At 71.5% G+C, this 20,745-nt stretch carries 18 protein-coding genes and 1 pseudogene; 11 read left to right on the top strand and 8 right to left on the bottom strand.

Annotation, left to right across the window (positions count from 1 at the left end; all coding sequences use genetic code 11):
- Nucleotides 1-17 precede the first annotated feature (17 nt).
- Genes ACTWPW_RS31320 through ACTWPW_RS31300 form a run of 5 tightly spaced genes read left to right on the top strand, consistent with a single transcriptional unit; the run spans nt 18 to nt 4,722 of the window.
- Nucleotides 18-845: an SGNH/GDSL hydrolase family protein gene (locus ACTWPW_RS31320; protein WP_443170737.1), complete on the top strand. Its 828-nt coding sequence runs from the start codon at nt 18-20 to the stop codon at nt 843-845.
- Complete coding sequence (locus ACTWPW_RS31315; protein ID WP_443170736.1) at nt 845-2,035, top strand: acyltransferase family protein; 1,191 nt, start codon at nt 845-847, stop codon at nt 2,033-2,035. The genes ACTWPW_RS31320 and ACTWPW_RS31315 overlap by 1 nt, the downstream gene beginning before the upstream one ends.
- 43 nt (nt 2,036-2,078) lie before the next feature.
- Nucleotides 2,079-2,603, top strand: a complete 525-nt coding sequence (locus tag ACTWPW_RS31310; RefSeq protein ID WP_443170735.1) for a GerMN domain-containing protein — start codon at nt 2,079-2,081, stop codon at nt 2,601-2,603.
- Complete coding sequence (locus ACTWPW_RS31305; RefSeq protein WP_375112516.1) at nt 2,600-3,283, top strand: response regulator transcription factor; 684 nt, start codon at nt 2,600-2,602, stop codon at nt 3,281-3,283. Before ACTWPW_RS31310 ends, ACTWPW_RS31305 begins: the two co-directional genes overlap by 4 nt.
- Nucleotides 3,280-4,722 carry a sensor histidine kinase gene (locus tag ACTWPW_RS31300; RefSeq protein WP_443170734.1) on the top strand — a complete coding sequence of 481 codons (1,443 nt, stop codon included), beginning with the start codon at nt 3,280-3,282 and terminating at the stop codon, nt 4,720-4,722. The genes ACTWPW_RS31305 and ACTWPW_RS31300 overlap by 4 nt, the downstream gene beginning before the upstream one ends.
- A 13-nt stretch (nt 4,723-4,735) precedes the next feature.
- Here ACTWPW_RS31300 and ACTWPW_RS31295 read toward each other — a convergent pair whose 3' ends face one another.
- Nucleotides 4,736-5,785 carry an aldo/keto reductase gene (locus tag ACTWPW_RS31295; RefSeq protein WP_375112518.1) on the bottom strand — a complete coding sequence of 350 codons (1,050 nt, stop codon included), beginning with the start codon at nt 5,783-5,785 and terminating at the stop codon, nt 4,736-4,738.
- A 48-nt stretch (nt 5,786-5,833) separates the two neighbouring features.
- Between ACTWPW_RS31295 and ACTWPW_RS31290 the strand changes: the two genes are divergently transcribed.
- A complete protein-coding gene (locus ACTWPW_RS31290) occupies nt 5,834-6,229 on the top strand; it encodes a MerR family transcriptional regulator (protein ID WP_375112519.1) in 396 nt (131 codons plus the stop codon).
- A 219-nt stretch (nt 6,230-6,448) separates the two neighbouring features.
- Nucleotides 6,449-7,852: a pyridoxal phosphate-dependent decarboxylase family protein gene (locus ACTWPW_RS31285; RefSeq protein WP_443170733.1), complete on the top strand. Its 1,404-nt coding sequence runs from the start codon at nt 6,449-6,451 to the stop codon at nt 7,850-7,852.
- Here the strand turns inward: ACTWPW_RS31285 and ACTWPW_RS31280 are convergent.
- Both ACTWPW_RS31280 and ACTWPW_RS31275 read right to left on the bottom strand, forming a co-directional pair.
- A complete protein-coding gene (locus tag ACTWPW_RS31280; protein ID WP_443170732.1) occupies nt 7,849-8,748 on the bottom strand; it encodes an AraC family ligand binding domain-containing protein in 900 nt (299 codons plus the stop codon). The two genes, ACTWPW_RS31285 and ACTWPW_RS31280, sit on opposite strands and share 4 nt — an antisense overlap.
- A gap of 100 nt (nt 8,749-8,848) precedes the next feature.
- Nucleotides 8,849-10,033, bottom strand: a complete 1,185-nt coding sequence (locus ACTWPW_RS31275; RefSeq protein WP_375112522.1) for a M14 family zinc carboxypeptidase — start codon at nt 10,031-10,033, stop codon at nt 8,849-8,851.
- A gap of 685 nt (nt 10,034-10,718) precedes the next feature.
- Here ACTWPW_RS31275 and ACTWPW_RS31270 point away from each other — a divergent pair.
- Together ACTWPW_RS31270 and ACTWPW_RS31265 are read left to right on the top strand one after the other, a co-directional pair.
- On the top strand, nt 10,719-11,756 hold the full coding sequence (locus ACTWPW_RS31270; protein ID WP_443170731.1) for a M14 family zinc carboxypeptidase: 1,038 nt from the start codon (nt 10,719-10,721) through the stop codon (nt 11,754-11,756).
- An 8-nt stretch (nt 11,757-11,764) separates the two neighbouring features.
- Nucleotides 11,765-12,976 carry a M14 family zinc carboxypeptidase gene (locus ACTWPW_RS31265; protein WP_443170730.1) on the top strand — a complete coding sequence of 404 codons (1,212 nt, stop codon included), beginning with the start codon at nt 11,765-11,767 and terminating at the stop codon, nt 12,974-12,976.
- Here the strand turns inward: ACTWPW_RS31265 and ACTWPW_RS31260 are convergent.
- The 3 genes and pseudogenes from ACTWPW_RS31260 to ACTWPW_RS31250 form a co-directional block, all read right to left on the bottom strand.
- Nucleotides 12,977-13,987, bottom strand: a pseudogene (locus ACTWPW_RS31260) (ABC transporter ATP-binding protein); the annotation flags it as partial.
- Nucleotides 13,988-14,049: 62 nt separating this feature from the next.
- On the bottom strand, nt 14,050-14,751 hold the full coding sequence (locus ACTWPW_RS31255) for an ABC transporter permease (protein WP_375112526.1): 702 nt from the start codon (nt 14,749-14,751) through the stop codon (nt 14,050-14,052).
- A 22-nt stretch (nt 14,752-14,773) separates the two neighbouring features.
- Nucleotides 14,774-15,628 (bottom strand): substrate-binding domain-containing protein, encoded by an 855-nt coding sequence (locus ACTWPW_RS31250; RefSeq protein WP_443170729.1) that lies wholly within the window; start codon nt 15,626-15,628, stop codon nt 14,774-14,776.
- 54 nt (nt 15,629-15,682) lie between these two features.
- On the opposite strand from ACTWPW_RS31250, the gene ACTWPW_RS31245 reads away from it, so the two are divergent.
- Entirely contained in the window at nt 15,683-16,612 is a 930-nt protein-coding gene (locus tag ACTWPW_RS31245; protein ID WP_375112528.1) for a substrate-binding domain-containing protein, read from the top strand.
- On the opposite strand, the gene ACTWPW_RS31240 is transcribed toward ACTWPW_RS31245, so the two are convergent.
- Complete coding sequence (locus tag ACTWPW_RS31240) at nt 16,581-17,285, bottom strand: TetR/AcrR family transcriptional regulator (RefSeq protein ID WP_375112529.1); 705 nt, start codon at nt 17,283-17,285, stop codon at nt 16,581-16,583. The genes ACTWPW_RS31245 and ACTWPW_RS31240 overlap by 32 nt on opposite strands.
- Nucleotides 17,286-17,338: 53 nt before the next feature.
- Here ACTWPW_RS31240 and ACTWPW_RS31235 point away from each other — a divergent pair, with 53 nt between their 5' ends.
- Nucleotides 17,339-18,649, top strand: a complete 1,311-nt coding sequence (locus tag ACTWPW_RS31235; RefSeq protein ID WP_443170728.1) for an FAD-dependent monooxygenase — start codon at nt 17,339-17,341, stop codon at nt 18,647-18,649.
- Between the two features lie 567 nt (nt 18,650-19,216).
- Here the strand turns inward: ACTWPW_RS31235 and ACTWPW_RS31230 are convergent.
- Complete coding sequence (locus ACTWPW_RS31230) at nt 19,217-20,656, bottom strand: MFS transporter (RefSeq protein WP_443170727.1); 1,440 nt, start codon at nt 20,654-20,656, stop codon at nt 19,217-19,219.
- Nucleotides 20,657-20,745: the final 89 nt, after the last annotated feature.

Genomic DNA, 20,745 nt, shown 5'->3' with positions numbered 1-20,745 from the left:
TGGTTGCCTTACGGACCATGCAACCGACGAACCCCTCCCCTGGCTCCCCGTTCCCCCAAGGATCCACCGCCCGCCGTCGTGCCGGAGTGATGGCGGCCGTGGCCGTCGCGGCCGGGGCCACGGCGACGGCCTGCGGCGCGTTCACCGCGGCCCCCGGCGCCGGGCCGACCGCGACGGCCCGGCCCGCCGGTCAGGCCGCGACCAGCGTCAGGGTGTTGTGGATGGGCGACTCCATCGCGGGCGCGCAGGCCCCGGCCGTGGCAGCCGCGCTGCAGGCCAGTGGTGTGCGGTTCAGGAACGCCACCTCCAACGGCGGCGGTAACATCGTCGCCGGTGATCATCCGGTGACGGCCATGGCGGCCAAGGACACCTGGAAGAGGCTGAAGGAGGACCTCGTCTCCTTCCGGCCAACGGTGATCGCGTACCAGATCACCACCTACGACTGGGGCACGCCCCGCCAGCAGCTGGCGGCCTACCAGAGGCTTGCCCGGGCGGCGAAGGACGCCGGTGCCCGGCTCGTCCTGGTCTCCGCCCCGCCGTTCAAGATCGACGAATTCTTCAAGCCCCACGCGGACGCGATCAAGAGCGCCCCCGCGATGGCCGCCAAGGTCGCGGACGTTCGCTACCTGGACGCCTCTGAGCTGTGGGGGGACGACTACGCCGCCGGCAAGGCCCAGCGGGCCAAGGACGGGATCCACTCCTGTCAGCAAGGGTCGGCGGCCTTCGCCACCTGGTTCGCCAGGCAGCTCGGCACGCTGGCCGGCTTCACCCCGGCTGCCCCCGGCGCCTGGGCCACCGGGCCGTGGACCGGCGACGAGCGCTTCGTCAAACTCGGCTGCGGCTGATGGAGCCGGCCGCCCGCCGCCCGCATATCGGCGCGCTCGACGGGCTGCGCGGGCTCGCCGTCGCCGCGGTCCTGCTGTTCCACGCCGGGCACATGCGCGGCGGGTTCCTGGGCGTCGACCTGTTCTTCGTCCTGTCCGGCTTCCTGATCACCGGTCTGCTGCTGGAGGAGCTCGCCGGGCGCCGCCGTATCGACCTGGTGGCCTTCTGGGGGCGCAGGGCCCGCAGGCTCCTGCCCGCGTTGGCCGTCATGATCGCGGCGACGTTGCTGCTGGCCTGGGCGTTCGCCGGGCCCGGCATGCTGGGGTCCGCCCTGCGGGACGCGCCATGGGTGGCCGTCCAGGGCCTGAACTGGCATTTCATCGGCGAGCAGATCGGATACTGGAACGCCTCCGGCACCCGTCTGTTCGCCCACCTGTGGAGCATCAGCGTCGAGTGGCAGTTCTACCTGGCCTGGCCCCTGGTGGTGGCGCTGGTCGGGAGGGGGCGCGGCGGGCAGCGGCGGGTCGCGGTGGTCGCGGTCGCCGGTGCGTTCGTCTCGCTCCTGCTCATGATCAGGTTCGGGGCGGCCGTGGACACCACCCGCGCCTACGAGGGCACCGACACCCGGGCCTGCTCCCTGCTCCTCGGCGCGGCCGCGGCCACCGCGCCCGTCCGCCACGCCGTGGCCGGCCTGTCACGCGCGGCCGTGGACGCGATCTGCGTCCCGGTGCTGGGCGGGCTGCTCGCGTCATGGGTGCTGACCAGCGGGGAAACGAACCCCGGCCTGTTCCGGGGCGGGATGTTCGCGCACGCCCTGGCCGGCGCGGCGCTGATCGCGCTCCTCGCCCACGCGCCGGACGGCCTGGCGGGCCGGGCAGTGGGCAGCGCCGTACCGCGCCGGCTGGGCGAGCTGTCCTACAGCCTGTATCTGTGGCACTGGCCGGTCTATCTGCTGCTGCCCTGGCCGGTGGCCGGGCTCACCGGCTGGGGCTGGACGGTCGCCGCGATCGGCCTGTCGCTGCTGGCTGCGGTAGTGTCGAAGGTCGCTGTCGAGGATCCGGTACGACTGCGCGCCCGGTGGGCCACCGGGCGCCGCGGATGGGTGGCGCTGGCCGCCGCGGGAGCGATGGCGGCGGGACTGTGGGCGGCGATACCGCGGCCGCAACCCGGTGCCGGGACGGTCGATGTGAGCAAGCTCGGTCAGCTCTAGCCAGGTCACACCGGTGACATCGCGTCGAAGAGGAGAACACCACATGCCGGGGGTGCTGCGCCGCGTGGCGACCGTACTGGTCGTGGCGGCGGCCCTGGCGGGCTGCGGGATCACCGACACCGATGCGCTGCCCGCCGGTCAGCCGGTCCGGGGCGGCCTGACCGAGAACAGCGGCCGGCTCCTGCGGGTGTACTTCGTCACGCAGGAGGGCACCTGGCCCGTCTCGCGGCCGGCCCCGGCCGGAAACCGGCTGCAACAGGCCATGAACGCGTTGCTCGCCGGCCCCACGGCGGAGGAGCGGGCCCGAGGGCTGATCACACGGCTTCCCCCGTCGACCCGGCCGGTCCGGGCCACGACGATCAGAGGCCGGGTGGAGCTACGTCTGCCCTGGCAGGTACGCAACCTGCGGCCGGTGGCGGTGAGCCAGCTCGTCTGCACGGCCGCCGCCGCGTACGCCGGCGACGACCCCGTCGTCGAGGTGGTCGAGCCCGACATGGACCGGCCCTGGCCGGTCAGATGCGACGAGAACGGATCGGCCGTCCCGGCCGACCAAGGAGCCTCCTCATGACCCGCGTGCTCGTGATAGAAGACGATCCGGCCGTGCGCCGGGGCGTGAGCGTCGGCCTGCGCCACCGGGGCCACGAAACGGTGCTGGTCGCGACCGGTGAAGAGGGGCTGGCCGAGCTGGTCGCGAGCGCACCCGAGGTCGTGCTGCTCGACCTGATGCTGCCCGGCATGAGCGGCCTGGAGACCTGCCGCCGCATCCGCGCCTTCAGCCAGGTGCCCATCGTGATCCTGTCCGCGCGCGACGATGACGTGGACATCGTGGTCGGTCTGGAGGCCGGCGCCGACGACTACGTGATCAAGCCCGCCAGCAGCGAGGTCATCGAGGCACGCATGCGCGCGGTGCTGCGCCGTACCGCGCCGCCCGCCTCCTCCGGCCAGACCCGCACCACCCACGGCGACCTGCTCATCGACCGGGTCGCCCTGCGCGTGCTCAAGCACGGCGCGCAACTGGCGCTGGCGCCGACGGAGCTGAAGCTGCTGCTGTTCCTGTCGGCCGCGCCCGAACAGACCTTCAGCCGCCAGCAGCTCCTGGAACAGGTGTGGGAGCACACCTTCCACGGCGACTACCGGCTGGTCGACGCGTGCGTGATGCGGCTGCGGGCCAAGATCGAGGACGACCCCCGCAACCCCCGCTACATCCAAACCGTACGCGGCTTCGGCTACCGGTTCGGGCCGCTGTGATCCCCCCGTCGCTCCCCCGCGGTCTGCGAGCCCAGCTGGTCCTGGTGTTCCTGCTGGTCTCCGTGCTCAGCGCGCTGATCGCCGCCACCATCACCTTCCGTCAGGGCCGTACCGCGATCGTGGAACGCGCCCAGGCCGACGCCCTTCAGGACCTGCGCGCCCACCTCGCCTCCCGGACGCCTGACCTGCCCGCCGACCCCACCGAGGCGGACCTGCGCATGCTGGCGCTGCAGCTGGACCGCGCGACAGGCATCCGCGGCTGGCGCACCGCCCTGTCCCATCGCGGCGGCCCGCTCATCGCCACCGGAGCGCAGCCGCCTCTGCCCGCGCAGTTGCGCACTCAAGCGGCCACCGCGACCACCGCACTGGCCCAGCGCTTCCATCGCGGCCAGGAGCCCTGGCTGGCCATCGCCCTTCCGGTCACCGCCGCCGCCCGCCCACACGGCCCCCCGCCGCTCGTCGTCTACGCCTCCTTCTCCCTGGCCTCGCAGCAGCAGGATGTGGACACGCTGGCGGCCGCCGCCCGCGCCGGAGCCCTGCCCGTCGCCCTGGTCTCCATCGTCCCCGCGCTGCTGGCCGCGCGCAGACTGCTGCGACCGGTACGGCGGCTGCGGACGGCCGCCGAGCGGGTGGCGGGCGGCAGTCTCGACACCCGCGTACGCGTCACCGGCAACGACGAACTCGCCGACCTCGGCCGTACGTTCAACACCATGGCGGCCACGCTCCAGTCCGACGCGGCCGCGCTGCGCGACATGGAGGCGCGGGCACGCCGGTTCGCCGCCGACGTCTCCCACGAGTTGCGCACGCCGCTGGCGGCCATGTCCGCCGTGACCGACGTCCTCGACGCCGACGCCGCCTCCGGCCGCCTCGCGCCACTCACCGCCGAGGCGCTGCAACTCGTCTCCGACGAGACACGCAAGCTCAGCCGCCTGGTAGAGGACCTGATCGAGGTGTCCCGCTTCGACGCCGGCGTCGCCGTACTGAACCTTGACGAAGTCGACGTGGGCGAGCTCATCGACAAGACGCTGGCGCTGCGGCACTGGCGCGACCGGGTCCGCACCGAGGTTCCCCCCGGGCTGCGCGCCCGGCTCGACCCGCGCCGCGTCGATGTCATCCTGGCCAACCTCGTCGGCAACGCCCTGCGCCACGGCGGCTCGGGGATGTCGGTCCTCGTCCAGGTTCGGGCCGATGCCGACCAGATCGTCGTCACCGTCTCCGACGACGGGCCCGGCATCCCCGCCGACCTGCTGCCCCACGTCTTCGACCGCTTCACCAAAGGCGACGCCGCCCGTACCCGTACCGACGGCAGCGGCCTGGGCCTGGCCATCGCCACCGAGAACGCGCGCCTGCACGGCGGCACTCTCACCGCGGCCAACGCCCCCCGAGGCGGAACCGTCCTGACCCTCACCCTGCCGCGGAGCCATGGGACTCGCCTATAGCACCCGCTGACAGTCAGCTCGCGGCGCGGTCGCCGAGCGGGCGGCGGCGCAACGCCGGGTCGGTCAGGGGCGCGGGGCTCCAGAGGCCGACAGGGTGGTAGACGTTGGTGCCGGGCGGCACGAGCTCGTCGATCCGGTCGAGCACGGTGTCGTCGAGCACCAGCGAGGCGCTCTTCAGCAGGCTCTCCAGCTGCTCCATCGTGCGCGGGCCGAGGATGACCGAGGTGACCGCCGGGTGTGACGCGACGAAGGCGACGGCCAGCGCCGGCAGGGTGCAGCCGAGCTCGTCCGCCAGTTTCACCAGCTCCTCGACGATCTCCAGCTTGGCCGCGTTGACCGGGATGGCCGGGTCGAACCGTTCTGGCGCCCGCGCCGCGCGGCCCTGCGACAGGTCGACCTGCTGCCCCTTGCGGTAACGGCCGGTCAGGAACCCCCAGCCCAGCGGGCTGTAGGTGAGCACGCCCATGCCGAGCCGCTGCGCGGTGGGAAGGACGTCGCCCTCGATGCCGCGGGCCAGGATGTTGTACGGGGGCTGCTCGGTGCGGAACCGGTACAAGCCGCGCTGCCGGGCCACGTGGTAGGCCTCGACCGTCTCGTGCGCCGGGAAGGCCGAGCTGCCGAAGGCCCGGATCTTGCCCTGCCGTACCAGATCGGTGAGTGCGGAGAGGGTCTCCTCGATGTCGGTCCGGTGGTCGGGGCGGTGGATCTGGTAGAGGTCGATCCAGTCGGTGCGCAGCCGCTTGAGACTCGCCTCGACCTCGCGCATGATCCAACGCCGCGAGTTGCCGCTTCGGTTGGGCCCCTCCCCCATCTGGAAGTGCACCTTGGTCGACAGCACCACCTCGTCCCGCCGGCCCTGCAGTGCCTTGCCCACGATCTCCTCCGACTCGCCCGCCGAGTACATGTCGGCGGTGTCGACGAAGTTGATGCCGTGGTCGAGGGCGGTGCGGATGATGCGGATGCTGTCATCGTGGTCGGGGTTGCCGGCCGAGCCGAACATCATGGTGCCGAGGCAGTGGGTGCTGACCTCGATGCCGGTGCCGCCGAGGATGCGATGTCTCATACTGCGGACCCTAGAATCTAGAGCCGACTCTAGGGCAAACTCGGCCACATGTCGGGTTTGAGCATCGGCCAGGTCGCCGAACGCACCGGGCTCAGCGTGCACACACTCCGGTTCTACGAGCGGGAGGGGCTGCTGGCCCAGCCGGTACGGCGCGGAACCGCGGGGCACCGGGTCTACGACGAGGGCGATGTCGACTGGCTGGGCGTGTGCATCCGGCTGCGGGCCTCCGGCATGCCCCTGACCGACATCCGGCGCTACACCGAGCTCGTCAGGGCGGGCCAAGGCAACGAGGTGGCTCGGTTGGAGGTGTTGCGCGAACATCGGGAACGGGTGCTCGCCCAGATGCACGAACTCAACGAGTCCCTCAAGCTGATCACCCACAAGGTCGCCATCTACGAGGGCCGTCTGGGTTTGCGGGACAACGTCGCAGATTGTGCGCCCTGACTTTCAGCTGGGTGCTGCTACCGTCCTTCTCCGCGTCGATGAGTCCGTACGTGGCGAGCGTCATCGAGTCCCCGCCGCCCTCCAGCACCAGGCGAATGGCTTCTTCCTTGCACTCCGGCGAGAAGCGGCCCGGCCGCCACATGCCGCGCTCCCTCGCGGAGGACTGAACGTGCAATTACGTCCAATCCACATCGCCTGCCGCATCCTTACCGTGTCGGCATGACGACGCCGAGCGAACCCAGCCCCGTCCCCATTGACCTGACCCCCGGCATGATCGACGACCTCGGCCGCCAGGCCCTCGATCTCATCGTCCGACAGGTCGCCGCCCTGCCTGAGGCCCCCGCCAGCGACTACCGGGCCGCCGCCGAGCTGTCGGCGCGGGTGCGCCGTCCCCCGGCCGACGGGCCCGGTGATTTCGGCGACCTGCTGGAGACCTTCCGGCAGGCGGCCGGGCAGGGTGTGGACACCTCCGGCCCCGGTTACCTGGCCTACTTCCCGGCGGGCGGCCTCGTCTCGGCGGCGCTGGCCGAGCTGCTGGCGCAGGTCGTCAACCGGTTCACCGGGGTGGCGCAGACCGCGCCCGCGCTGGTCGCCATGGAGGAGAGCGTGCTGGCCTGGCTCGCCACGCGGTTCGGCCTGCCCCCGGGTGCGGGCGGGGTGGTCACGACCGGGGCCTCGGTGGCGACGTTGTCGGCGGTGGTGGCCGCGCGGCACGACCGGCTGGGCGCGGAGTTCGGCGACGGCACCCTGTACGCCACCGAGCACACCCACTACAGCCTGGCCAAGGCCGCGCACCTCGCCGGGCTGCCGGCCGGCTGCGTACGTGTCGTGCCCACCACCGCGGACCTGCGGATGGACCCGGCCGCCGCGGCTGCCATGATCGAGGCTGACCGGGCGGCGGGACTGCGCCCGTTCCTGCTCGCCGGAACGGCGGGCAGCACCAGCACCGGCACGATCGACCCGCTGGCCGGCCTGGCCGCGCTGGCCCGCGAGCAGGGCCTGTGGTTCCACGTGGACGCCGCCTACGGCGGCGGCTTCCAGCTCACCGAGCGCGGGCGCGCCCTGCTGGCGGGGATCGGGGACGCCGACTCGCTCACCTTCGACCCGCACAAGAGCCTTTTCCTGCCGTACGGGACCGGTGTCCTGCTCGTGCGGGATCCGGCGGCCCTGCGCGCCGCTCACGCCGGCGGCGGGCAATACCTGCAGGATCTCAGCCCGGTCGAAGATCTGCCCGACTACAGCCAGCTCGGCATCGAGCTGACCAGGGAGTATCGGGGTCTGCGGCTGTGGTTGCCGCTGCACCTGCACGGCGTACGCGCCTTCGCCGACGCCCTCGACGAGAAGCTCGACCTGACGACCCTGGTGTATCGCGAGCTGTCGGCGAACCCGCGCCTCGACGTGCCGTGGCCGCCGGACCTCACCGTCCTGGTGTTCCGGCTGCGGGACGGCGACGACGAGCGCAACCGGCGGTTCCTGGCCGACGTCAACGCCACCCGGCGCGTCTACCTGTCGAGCACCACGGTCGGCGGCGTCTTCTACCTGCGCATGTGCGTGCTGAGTTTCCGCACCGGCAAGGAGCGGGTGGAGGAGGCGCTGCGCATCATCGACGGCGCGGCCCGCTAACCGGCACCCTCTGCGGGGCCGCCCGTCGTGAGGCCGCCCGTCGTGAGGCCGCCCGTCGTGAGGCCGCCCGTCGTGAGGGCGCGCCCGTTCCGTACCCCTCGCTGGTACGCCCCCGGCGTCACGCCGACGGCCCGGCGGAAGTGCCGCGACAGGTGCGACTGGTCGCAGAACCCGACCGACACCGCCACCTCCGCGGGGGCGATCCCCCGAGCGAGCAGGGTCTTGGCCCGCCGCACGCGTAACTGCACGACGTACGCGTGCGGCGGCAGCCCGTAGGCCCGGCGGAACGCCCGCAGCAGCGCGAACGGCTCCGCCCCGACCGCCGCGGCCAGCGTGCCCAGGTCGGGCGGGTCGGCCGGCGAGCCGTGCAGCAGCTCGCGGGCCCGGGCGGCGGCGCGGGCACCGGCCCTGGGGCGGCGGGCGCGCATCTGTCCCCTGGCGTAGCGGCCGATCAGGCGGGCCAGCAGCACCCGCAACATCGAGTCGGCCGCCAGCCGCGCGCCCTGCTCGGCCGCGCGGTGCGCCGCCAGCAGCAGCCGGCACGCGTCGTCGTCGTCCGCCACCCTCGACGGGAACGACGGAACGCCGTCCCCGGCCCCGGCCTCCCGCGCGATGGCCTGGACCTGCTCCGGCCGGGGGTAGAGGACCCGATACGACCATCCGTCGGGGGTGCGGGCCCGTCCGGTGTGCACCACGCCGGGGTCGATCATCACGATCGATCCCACTCCGGTGCTCCGCACGCCCTCCGGGAAGCCGATCTCCTCCTCGCCCCGCTCGACGGCGCCGATGGCGTACGTGTCGTGCAGGTGCCGGCCGAACGGGTCACCGGTGAAGGTCGCCGACATCAGATCCACCCCGCCCCACAACGGGTCACGCCAGTACCGCACCGTGCTCATGCACCACACGGTACCGAGGACCCCCGGCGGCGAACGGCGGCAGCCGCAGAGCGCGGCGCTCTGCGGCTGCGTGGTGCGTCGTGCCGGACGGGTGGGTGGCTCAGTCGGCGGTGGTGTCCCAGCCGTAATCGGGCAGGTCGAAGAAGTCGTCGCCGTCCAGGGCGTCGACGCTGCCGGTGGCCAGGCCGGTCATCAGCGACTCGACCCCGGTCCGCACCGCGTTGACGAACATGCCCTTGTGCTTCTGGCCCAGATCGTCCTGCTGGCCGCGCACCTCGAACAGGACGGTGCCGGTGCCGTTCAGGGCGAACGCCGATCGGCCCTGCCCGGCGTACTCGCGGGTGTCCGGGTGGAAGTAGCGGCCGACGGCCGTGAGGGGGGATTGCGCGCCGTACGTCGCGATCAGCCCGTTGTAGACCGAGAGCGCGTAACGGCGGGACTTGTCCTGATCCAGCGCCGGCCATTCCGCCTTGTACGCGGCTCCGTCCTGCACGCCGAGGGGCGGGTAGTCCAGCGAGAAGGTGATGAGGTCACCGTCCTGGGGTCCGCCGGTGAGGCGGTCGCAGGGCCCCATGTGGTGCAGGTCGACGTAGGCGTCCACGGCGCCCTTCTCCTGGCGCAGGCCGACGTACACGTCGCGGATCGCGCGCGACTCCGGAGCCAGGAAGAACCCCGCGTCGGTGTCCTTGCCAGGCAGGTCGGCGGCCCGCGGCACGTAGTCGAGATCGGGGTTGAAGTCCCGGTTGAGGTCGTAGCCGGGGAGGTTGATGCCGTCACCGCGCAGGCTGTGGTACCAGGCCGCGGGGGCGCCTTGCAGCTGCGGGAACGTGGCCACCGTGTCGGCCCAGGACAGGACGTTGATGCGCCGGTTGAGCTCGCCGCCGTCGGGGTTGACCATCGGCATCGCGACCAGCGTGATGTCCTCCAGCAGCTGCCTGGTCCGCGCGTCGCCGCCGCTGCCGAGGTCCTTGAGGATCGCCAGCAGCGCCTCGGTCCCGGTGCGCTCGTTGCCGTGGATCGCCGACGTCACCAGCAGGACCCGGTCACCGGTTCCCACCCGGGCGGCCCACAGCGCCCGGCCCTGTGCGGAGTGACCCACGACCTCCACGTCGACGCGGCCGCTGCTGGTCCGCTCGATCTGCGCGAGCGCCGCACCGACCTGCTCGTGGTTGGACCAGCCGGACCAGGAGGGGTTGTCCTGGACCGTGCAGTTTCCCGGCCCTTCCTCGTCCAGCGCGTGCGCGGGTGAGGCGGCGACGATCGACGTGGTCAATGCCATCGCCATGGTGGCGGCCATCATGCTCGTCCGGCCACTGAAGAATCTCGGTGACGGGCTTACCGCGTTCCCTTCGGCTTTTCCTGGAAAACATTTGCGCAGACGCACGACCGCTCCTTGCGTAAACCTGCCAGACCCGCCGGGGAGACCGAAATCCCGGGCGGAAAAGTCACCAGCGACGTTTCCACGGCGGTCCGCCCCGGGACAAGTCCGGATTCCTGTCAGTTTCCTGGGTGTTTTGCGGGCCCGGTTATGGCCGCGACGTTCGGCGGCACCCCTCAACGCCGCCAAGGGTCACGGTGCGGCCCGGTCCGGACACCGAACGTGACACTTGTCATGCCAGTTGAGGTTTGTTACAAGAGTCATGGCGACCTGCGCCGGTCGTGTTGCAGCAAGCACCAGGGAAGGACGATATTCATTCTGCTTCGCCGTGCCGGGGTGCTCCCGACGCCCGCGGCCCCATTCGGTCCATATCCAGATATCAGCGGCCACCGGCTACGGCGTCGGCGCGAGGAGCACGCAGTGTTCGTTGACTAACCCCTTTCCACCCTCCACGAGGGTGAATTGACGGGTGTCGCCGCGCATCGGGACGGGCTTTCCCATGCGCCGGAATTTCGTGTTCTCAAGTGGCGGTGGAGCGCGCCCTGAAACCCATTTACGCCTCCGCCGACGTACATCGATAAGGAGACTGTTCTTGTTCACAAAACGACGAACAGCAGTTGTTCTGGCCACCGTTCTGGGCCTCACGATCTGGGGGACGGCGACGGCGTCGGCTGATCGCACGACGCCGGGAGGTCCCTGGGTCCAGGACGCGCAGCAGGTCTCTCTCCAGCGCCTCCACACCTACGACGAGCTCACCGCCGCACTGCGACGCCTGGAGCAGGGCTCCAAGGGCGCGGTCGACGTGGAGTCGATCGGGAGGACGAACGAGGGCCGCGACATCTGGACCGCGACGGTCGGCACCGGGCCGACCAAGGTGCTCTACATCACGCAGCAGCACGGCAACGAGCCGCTGGGCACGGAGGCGGCGCTGCAACTCCTCCAGCGGATCGGCGCGTCACAGGCCAAGTGGGCCGCCGACGTGCTCGACGACGTGACGCTGCGGATCGTCGTACGCGCGAACCCCGACGGCACCGAACGTTTCCAGCGGCAGAACGTCGACCCTGGCTGCTCCGGCCCCTTCTGCCTGTCCGGAGTGGGATTCGACATCAACCGCTACCACGACCCCGCGATGTCGCCCGAGGCCAACCCGGTGCCGGAGTCGGCCGCGATCCAGCGGATGGTGCGCTCGTGGCAGCCGGACATCACCGTGGACTACCACCACCAGGGCAGCTACCGCCAGCCTGACGGGTCCCTGGCCACCGCCTCCATCCTGTGGCCCACCAACCCCGGCGTGGCGCCGCAGGTCCTCGCCGACAGCAAGCGCGTCGCCGGTCTCGTCTACACCTCGCTGCAGCAGTACGGTTTCGCCGACGTCAGCCTCTACCCCGGCGACTCCCTCCCGGGCATCGCGCGCAACTCCTTCGGCCTGCAGGGCAGCGCGAGCCTGCTGGTCGAGCTGCGCGGCGGCCTCGGCCAGAAGTCCGGCGGCTACCTGATCCGCACCGCCTACGCCTCCATGGCCGCGCTGCTCCAGGCCGCCGCGGACGGCAGCCTCGCCGCGGTCGACCCGGCGGTGGCCGACACCATTCCGGAGCGCGGCGAGCCGATCGACCAGGACGACGAGGAGTGAAGAAGACCATGACGAGGAAGAACCGAACCGCGTACGGTGCCGTGGCGCCGAGGCTGGCCGGCGTGGGCCTGGCCGTGGCGGCCCTGGTGGGCGCGTCCCTGCCGCTGGCGTCGCCCGCCGTCGCCCAGCCCGCGAACGCGCACTGCGGCACCTCCACCGGGGACACCGGCGCATCCGCGTGGACCAGCCACGCCGAGCTGCGCGAAGAGCTCCAGCGGCTGGAGTCGCAGCGCTCCGACGTCCTGGACGTGACGCAGATCGGCACGTCCAACCGCGGGCGTGAGATCTGGGCGGCGCGGACCGGCACCGGCCCCAAGGTCGTGCTGATCACCAGCGAGATCCACGGCAACGAGAAGACCGGCACCGACGCCGTGCTCTCCCTGCTGCGCGACATGACGGCCGGCACGCCGGCGGCCGAGCGCCTGCGCTCGCTGGTCACGCTGGTCGCCGTGCCCAAGATGAACCCGGACGGCGCGGAGCTCGACCGGCGGGGCAACGACCGTACCTGGGCCGAGGTCGTCGCGGACTTCCCGCAACTGGCGGGGGCGCAGCCGGCGTGGAACTACTACGACCAGCCGCGTACGGGAGACGACTACGCGACGCGGCCCGGCTTCGACGTCAACCGCGACTACCACCCGGACCTGAACTACGTGCCCCGGGCCGCGGACTTCCCCGGTTCCTCCTCCGAGCCGGGCTGGTACATCCATCCGGAGTCCAGGGCGGTCAGGGACCTGTACAAGTCGCTGAAGGCGGAGTTCGGCGCCGTCGACACCTACCTCGACCTGCACCACCAGGGCCCCTGCGACCTCGACGAGAGCGGGGAGGACCAGGTGACCATGTCGCTGTCGGGCAAGTTCGTCGACGTGGAGAACCACCACGAGTACAACCAGGGCTACCGGCTCGACTACTCCAAGCGGCTCACCCTGGCGGCGTACGACGCACTGTCGCTCCGCGGGCAGTCGCCGTTCGGATCGTTGACCCTCTACCCGCAGGACATCGACCTGCCCGGCACCGGGCTCGGCTCGTTCGCGCTCAACGGCTCGGGCACCGTGCTGTTCGAGGTGCGCGGGCAGACCCAGACCTGGGGGGCCAAGCAGCGCGGGCAACTGGTGCAGACCGTCGCCAACGGACTCGACGCCATCATCGAGGCCCTGGGCACCGGTGCGGTGAACCAGATCGACCCCGCCCGGTACGACGACATCCCGGAGACCCAGGACTGATCAGGCCGACGGGAACCTGTCGCCCCTCCCCCGCTCGTTCGCCGTCCATTCGTTTCCGTCGGCGCTGAGCAACGTCCGCGTGTGCCGAACTCTCACGCGGACGTTGCCGCCGATCGGGGGAAGTTCGGTGGCGAGCAGGTCGCCGGGGTGCAGGCAGGTCAGCGGGCCGCTGGAGGTGTCGACGTCGACGCGGGTGGCGATGCCGAGTGCGACGGTCCGGCGCAGCGTTCCGGTCACCGGCCGTACGTCATCGCCTTGGTCAGCGGGGCCATCGGACGCCTCGAGGATGAGGTGGGTGTGCTCGGGCCGTGCCACGAGGGTGTGCGTCCGGCCGGTGAGAGCCGGGGGGAGGATGTTGGTGTAACCGAGCAGCCGGGCCGTGCCGGCGTCACTGGGGTGGTCCAGCACCTCGGCGGTCGGGCCGTGCTGGCGGATCCGGCCGCCGATCAGCAGCGCGGTGTCCTCGGCCAGGGCGAGGGCCTCCTGCCGATCGTGGGTGACCAGGATCGTGGCGGTGGGCTGTCCGGTCAGCGCGGCGCGCAGGTCGGCGATCAGGTCGGCGCGGGTGGTGCCGTCCAACCCGCTGAACGGCTCATCGAGCAGCAGCACCCGAGGCCCGACCGCGAGCGCGCGGGTGATGCTGACCCGCTGAGCCTCGCCGATCGACAGGGTACGGGTGTCCCGGCCGGCGAACGGGCCCAGGCCGAGCGCCTCGATCCACGGCCAGGCGCGCATGCGGGCCTCGCGGCGGCTCATACCGCGGAACCGCAGTCCGCTGATCACGTTGGCGGCCACCGTGCCGCGGCGCAGGATCGGCCGTTGCAGCACGGCCGCGATGGCGTGGCGCATCAGTGGGCGCGTCGCGGGACGACCATCGAGCAGGATCTGTCCGGTGACACGGTGGCTGCTGAGCAGGCCGAGCGCGCGCAGCAGGGTGGACTTGCCGGCTCCGTTGGGACCCAGCACGGCCAGCGTGCGTCCCGAGGCGACATCCAGCTCCGGCACGCTGAGCAGCTCGCGGTCGCCGGCGCGCACGCGCAGGTCTCGGCACCCGATCCCGGTGCTCGGGCCGCTCACCGCGGCGCCGTCCGTTGCTGCTGAATCAGCGTCAGCGACAGGTTCACGCCGAACGCGATCGTCAGCAGGATCATGCCGAACGCGATTGCCAGCGAGAACTGGCCCCGGCTCGTGGCCAGCACCGCAGCGGTGGTCAGCACCCGGGTCTGTCCGGCCAGGTTGCCCCCCACCATCTGCGCGGCCCCGACCTCGCTCACCACCGCGCCGAAGGCGGCCATCGCCCCGGCCAGCAGCGGCAACCTGGCCTCGCCCAGCAGCGCCGCGAACGCACGGATCGGATTCGCTCCCAGAGCCTGCATCTGAACGCGGAAGTCGGGATCGACCTGTTGCAGTGCGGCCGCGACCAGTGCGATCACGATCGGGGTGGCGATCGCGGCCTGGGCGATGATCATCGCGGTGGGTGTGTAGAGCAGCCCGAGCCCGCCCAGCGGCCCGCTGCGCCACAGCAGCACGGTGACGAACAGCCCGACCACCACCGGCGGCATGCCCATCCCGGTATTGGCCGCCGCCAGCAGCAGCCGCCGGCCCGGAAAGCGGGCCAGCGCCACGATCGCACCCAGCGGCAATCCCAGTAGCAGGGCGATCGCGGTCGCGGTCAACGAGACGCGCAGGGTCAGCGCGATGATCGACCAGCTGTCCTCGTCCCCGGAGAGCAGCAGCTCGATCGCGTCCACCAACCCGTCGAACAGCACATCCATCGAACGACCTCCCCGGCTGTGCTCACTGGCCCAGCGTCGCTTCGTCCTTGCCGGCGTCCGGGGTGAACAGCGGGCGGCCGAACTCCGCCCGCCCGAACTCGCCGATGAGCCGCTGCGCGGGCGGGGCGACGATCCAGTCGGCGAACGCCTTCGCGCCGTCGGGCCGCACGCGGTTGCCCGCCCTCTCGGTCATCTCGATGACGTGGTAGACGTTCAGCAGGCCCGGGTCGCCCTCGCTGAGCACCTCCAGCTCCAAGGTGCCGCGCTGGGTGAGATAGGTGGCCCGGTCGGACACGGTGTAGGCGGCCTTCTCGCCGGCGACCCGCAGCGTCGCGCCCATGCCCTGCCCGGTGGACTGGTACCAGGAACCGCCTGGAGTCACTCCGGCCCGGGACCAGAGGTCCTTCTCCCTGGAATGCGTACCCGACTCGTCGCCCCGGGAGACGAACACCGCCCGCGCGGTGGCGATCTTCTTCATCGCGTTCGTACTGCTCGTGCCCCGTACTTCGGCCGGGTCGGCCTTCGGGCCGAGCAGCACGAAGTCGTTGTGCATCACCAGCCGCCGGGTGCCGGCGCTGCCCTCGGCGACGAACTTCTCCTCCGCTGCGGGGGAATGCACCAGCAACACGTCGGCCTCCCCGCGACGGCCCAGCTCGATGGCCTGCCCGCTGCCGACCGCCACGGTCTTGACCTGCCAGCCGCTGTCGCGGGTGAACACCGGCAACAGCTCGTCGAGCAGCCCGCTGTCCTGGGTGCTGGTCGTGGTGGCCAGGATCAGCGACTTCTCCGCCGGCCCGCTGGAGGAGGGGGCGGTCCCGCACCCGGCCAGTAAGGCTGCCGCCATCCACGCGAACCCGATCAGGACCTGTCTGCGCATGACTGTGACCCTATCTGTGCTACATCAGAGTAGTGCAAGGGTAAATTGTGCAACGTGACCCGATATCGGGAAATTTGCATTGATCTCGCCCAGCGGATCAGCGCGGGGACCCTCCACCCTGGCGACGAGCTGCCGGGGGTCCGCGACATCGCCCAGCAGTGGGACACCACCGCCTCCACCGTCAGCCGGGCGCAGCGCCGGCTGGCCGACGTCGGAGTGCTCGAGCTGGCCGAGCGTCGCCGTGCCCGCGTAGCCCCCGGCGCCACGCTCGCCGCCCGGCGCTTCCTGCACGGGGACCTGGTCTTCACCCTCGCCGGCAGCGACGACCCCGCTCTCGATCTCCTCGCCGGCGCGCTTCACGGCAAGCTGAAGATCGCCACCCGCGAGGGCAGCGTCACCGGCCTCGCCGCGGTACGCCAGGGTCGCGCCGACGGCGCGGCGATCCATCTGCTGCACCACACCGGCGTCTACAACGCGCCTTTCGCGCTCGGCATGCTGCGCGGCCTGGACCCGCACCTGATCCACCTCTGGCGACGCGAGCAGGGGCTGATCGTGCTGCCCGGCAACCCCCACCGCATCACCGGCATAGCCGATGTGGCAAAGCGGCGGGTCTCCACCCGGCGGCCGGGCACCGGGACCCGAATCCTGCTGGACCGGCTGCTCCTCGCCGCCGGTCACGACCCGGACAGCCTCCGGGGACCGCAGGTCGGGACCCACCTCGAGGTCGCCCTGGCCGTTGCCACCGGCACCGTCGACGTCGGCCTCGGAATCCGCGCGGCCGCTGCCGAGCTGGACCTCGAGTTCATTCCCCTGACCTGGGAGGACTTCGACATCGGGCTGGTCGGGACCGCCCTCGACCCGGCCGCTCATCTCATCGCCGCCCTACAGACGCCGGCCCTGCGCGACCGGATCTCCGCACTCGGCGGCTACGACACCGCCAGATCCGGCGACGTCACGAAACTCCCCGACTCGGGTGCCCGGTGAGTTTGGCGGCCACGGCGTCGAGGACCCAGTCCAGGCCGGTCGCGAAGGACGTCTCGGCGTCCACCTCCGTGCCGTCGTGCACGAACTTGGCCAGCGCCGGGAAGCGGCCCGTGGCCAGCATCCTGCTCACATGCGGGCCGGAGGCGCGCTGCCAGTCGCGCTTGGACAGGCCCGTGGCGCGCTCGGCCCGCAGGTTCGCGATCTCGCGCCTGATCGCGCCGGTCAAGTAGGCGCTGACGGTCTCCACGGCGCGCATGACGGTGTCGAGGTCGGCGAGGCCGTCGAGGGCGGCCAGCTTGGCCTCGGTCACGGCGAGGGCGTTCGGGCCCAGGGCTGGACGGCCGCCGAGCAGGTCGGCCAGCCATTCGTGACGGAGGGTGGCCTGCCTGGTGCGGTGGGCGTGGCTGCGCAGCGCCTCCCGCCAGTCGGCGGGCTCCTCCTCGGGGAGGATCTCGGCGTGGACCTCGTCCACCATGAGGTCGAACAGCTCCTCCTTGGTGGAGATGTACCCGTACAGCCGCATCGGGCCGGCGTCCAGCCGGGCGGCGACCTTGCGCAACGACACCGCCTCCAGCCCGCCTTCGTCGGCCAGGGCGATGGCGGCGGCGACGATCCGCTCCCGGTCGAGCGGGGCGGGGCGAGTCGGCGGCTCTGGCCGGTCCCACACAGTCATGCGTACATCGTACTGTTGCGATACGCCATCTCAGCGAAATACAGTGTATCGACATGAGACACCGTATCGCCGTGGTTGGAGGCGGCCCCGCCGGCCTCACCTTCGCCCGCGTCCTGCACCGCCACGATCACCCCGTCACCGTCCTCGAACGCGATCCCGCCCCCGACGCCCGTCCCCCGGGCGGCACGCTGGACCTGCACGTAAAGCTGGGCCAGCTCGCGCTGGACAAGGCGGGGCTGCTGGCGGAGTTCCAGGCGCTGTCCCGTCCCGAGGGGCAGGCCATGCGCATCCTGCACACGGACGGGGCCGTCCTGCGCGACTGGCAACCCCGTCCGGACGACCGGGCCAATCCCGAGATCGACCGCGGGCAACTCCGTGACCTGCTGCTCGGCCCCCTGGACGTTCAGTGGGGGCGGGGCGTGACGGAGGTGGTGCCGGGGACCCGGGACGGCGTGCTGGTCCGGTTCGCGGACGGGCGGCAGGAGACGTTCGACCTCGTGGTCGGCGCGGACGGCGCCTGGTCCCGGGTCCGCCCGGCAGTCTCGTCCGCGACGCCGCACTACACCGGCGTCACCCTGGTCGAGACCTCCCTGGACGACGTCGACACCCGCCATCCCGACCTCGCCCGGCTGATCGGCGACGGTTCCGTGGCCGTGTACGGCGTGAACCGCGCCCTCGTCGCCCAGCGCAACAGCGGCGGCCACGTCAAGGTGTACGCCCAGTTCCGCGCGCCGCTGGACCGGCACACGAACCTGGACCGGCGCGCGGGCCTCGACGTGGCCGATGTCGAGGCCGATGTCGAGGCCGATGTTGAGGCCGATGTCGAGGCCGATGTCGAGGCCGATGTCGAGGCCGATGTCGAGGCCGATGTCGAGGCCGATGTTGAGGCCGATGTCGAGGCCGATGTCGAGGCCGATGTTGAGGCCGATGTCGAGGCCGATGTCGAGGCCGATGTCGAGACCGTGCGGTCAAGGCTGCTGGCCCTGTTCGACGGCTGGGCCGCTCCCGTCCTCGACCTCCTCCGCCACGGCACCGCCTTCGTCCCCCGCCCTCTCCACGTCCTGCCCGTGTCCCACACCTGGACCCACGTTCCCGGGGTGACGCTACTGGGCGACGCCGCCCACCTGATGCCCCCATTGGGGGCGGGCGCGAACCTCGCGATGCTGGAAGGCGCCGAACTCGCCGAGTCCGTCGCCGCCGCCCGCGGTCCTGAGGATCTGGACGAGGCCGTCCGCGCCTTCGAGGAACAGATGTGGGCACGGGCCGGCAGATGGGCGAAGATCACAACAGCCGGGCTGGAACGCCTCGTGAGCCCGGACCCCACCGAAGCCATCGCCCTCTTCGACGAAGTCCAGCCATCCTGACTGCCGAACCCGAGAGAACCAGCGACCACGGGACAGCACCGCACCGCCACGGGTTCCTTCCGGCGATCCACCGCCCGCCCTGTTCCCACCACCGCCCCCAAGCCGCGCTATCGCCGCGCTAACCGCCCGCCAACGCCCGTCCCGATAATCGCCACGACCGTCAGTAAGTAGGGGATACGAGGAGGCAGGATGAAAGTGCTCATCGACAAGGCTCTGGCGCTGGTACTTCCTGAGGTGAGGGCGTCGGCGGTGTGCGGATACCAGTACAAGTGCTTCTCGAGCGGCTGGCACAGGAGGCTGTGCTGCTCGTCTTCCGGCGACAACTGCTCGCCCTGGCAGTTGCTCGGCCCCAGCTGCCCGTCCTAGCGAGAAGACCCGCCACGCACCGTACCGTCAGAAAGGGAAGCCATCGCCGCGCTGTCGAACCCGGACGCGCCGTTGGTCCGGTCTGACGGTTGTTCATCGCGGACGGGCCGGGCTCCGCGGGGGCCCGGCCCGTCGATGCCGCTGTGGTGAAGGGGAATCGCCGGCGGCGCGTACCAGTTGCCCGTACGTCCTTGATGACCTTCAAGCGGCCTCGTCGGGGGCCGCGCCCGCCAGTCGGCCGGCGGGCCGGGCGTTGCGCAGGCCGAAGGCGGAGACGGCCGCCCCCAGCAGCACCATGATCACCGGAACGACGAGCGCGGTGCGGTAGGCGTCCAGCACCGCGCCCGGTGAGCCATCGGCGCCGGCCGCGGCGAACCCGTACACCGCGGTCACCGCGGAGATCCCGACCGCCGAGCCGAACTGGGTGAAGGTGTACAGCAGGCCGCCGGCCAGGCCCTGCTCCTCCTCCGCCACGCTGTCGGTGGCCGCGATCGTCAGCGGACCGTAGGCGAGGGCGAAGGCGGTGCCCGCGATGATCAGGGTCGGGAACATCGCCGCGTACGACCAGTCCATCCCCACCGGCAGGAAGAGCCCGTAGGCCGCGATCGCCAGCAGGAAGCCGCCGAAGATCACCCGGGCGCGGCCGTACCGGTTCACCAGGCGGGGGGTGAGGATGGGAGCCAGCACGGCGTCGCAGCCCATGACGATCAGCGCGATCGCGGTCTGCAGCGACGACCAGCCGCGCAGCTCCTGCAGGTAGAGCGTCACGATGAACTGGAAACCGAAGAACGCACCCAGGAACAGCAGCGCGGCGACGTTGGCCCGGACCAGCGCGGCCTTGCGGAAGATCCCCAGGCGGACGAGCGGCGCCTTGGCGCGCCGTTCGATCACGATGAATGCCGCCACCAGCGCCAGCCCGGCGGCGAGCGCGCCGAGGGTCAGCCCGAGCCCTTCGCCGCCGTGCTCGAGCCGGACGATGCCGTAGGCGAGCAGCAGCATCGCGGCGGCGGCGCTGGCCGCGCCGGCCAGGTCGTAGCCGCAACGCGCGGGCTCAGGGCGGGCCTCGGCGGACAGCAGCCTGAGCGCCGCGAACAAGATGACGCCGGCCATGAACACCGGGGCGAAGAACACCCAGCGCCAGTCGAGTTCGGTCAGCAGGCCACCGATGACCAGGCCCAATGAGAAGCCGCCGGCGCCGACACCGGCGAAGATCAGCAGGGCCTTGTCGCGCTGCGGCCCCTCCGGGTACGAGGTCGTGATGATCGACATCGCGGCGGGGGTCATGAAGGCCGCCGCCACTCCGGTGACGAACCGCGCCACGACCAGCATCCAGCCGTCGGCCGCGAAGCCGCCCAGCATGGAGAAGACCAGGAAGACGCCCAGCCAGGTGAGGAACATGCGTCGCCTGCCCAGCAGATCGGCGGCACGCCCGCCGAGCAGGGTGAAACCGGCGTATCCGAGCACGTAGCCGCTCATCACCCACGCCGCGGTGCTGGTGGTGAGGCCGAGGTCGGCGCGGATGGTGGGGATGGCGACGGCCAGCATGGCGACGTCGCTGCCCTCGAGGAAGATCGTGCCGCACAGGACGAGCAGCAGGGCCCAGGATCGTCCGCTCCCGCGGGCCGTGGGTGTGGTGGACACGGATTCGCTCCTCACTCGTTGAGCCGCTTGGTCACATCCGGTTCATCAGCAGGACGGCCAGATCGCCGATCGGGCCTCGGCCGGGAGCC

It is taken from the genome of Nonomuraea sp. KM90, assembly GCF_052246675.1.
Lineage (GTDB): Bacteria > Actinomycetota > Actinomycetes > Streptosporangiales > Streptosporangiaceae > Nonomuraea.
Note: the sequence above shows the minus strand (reverse complement) of the source record. Positions and strands in the feature narration are given on the sequence as shown.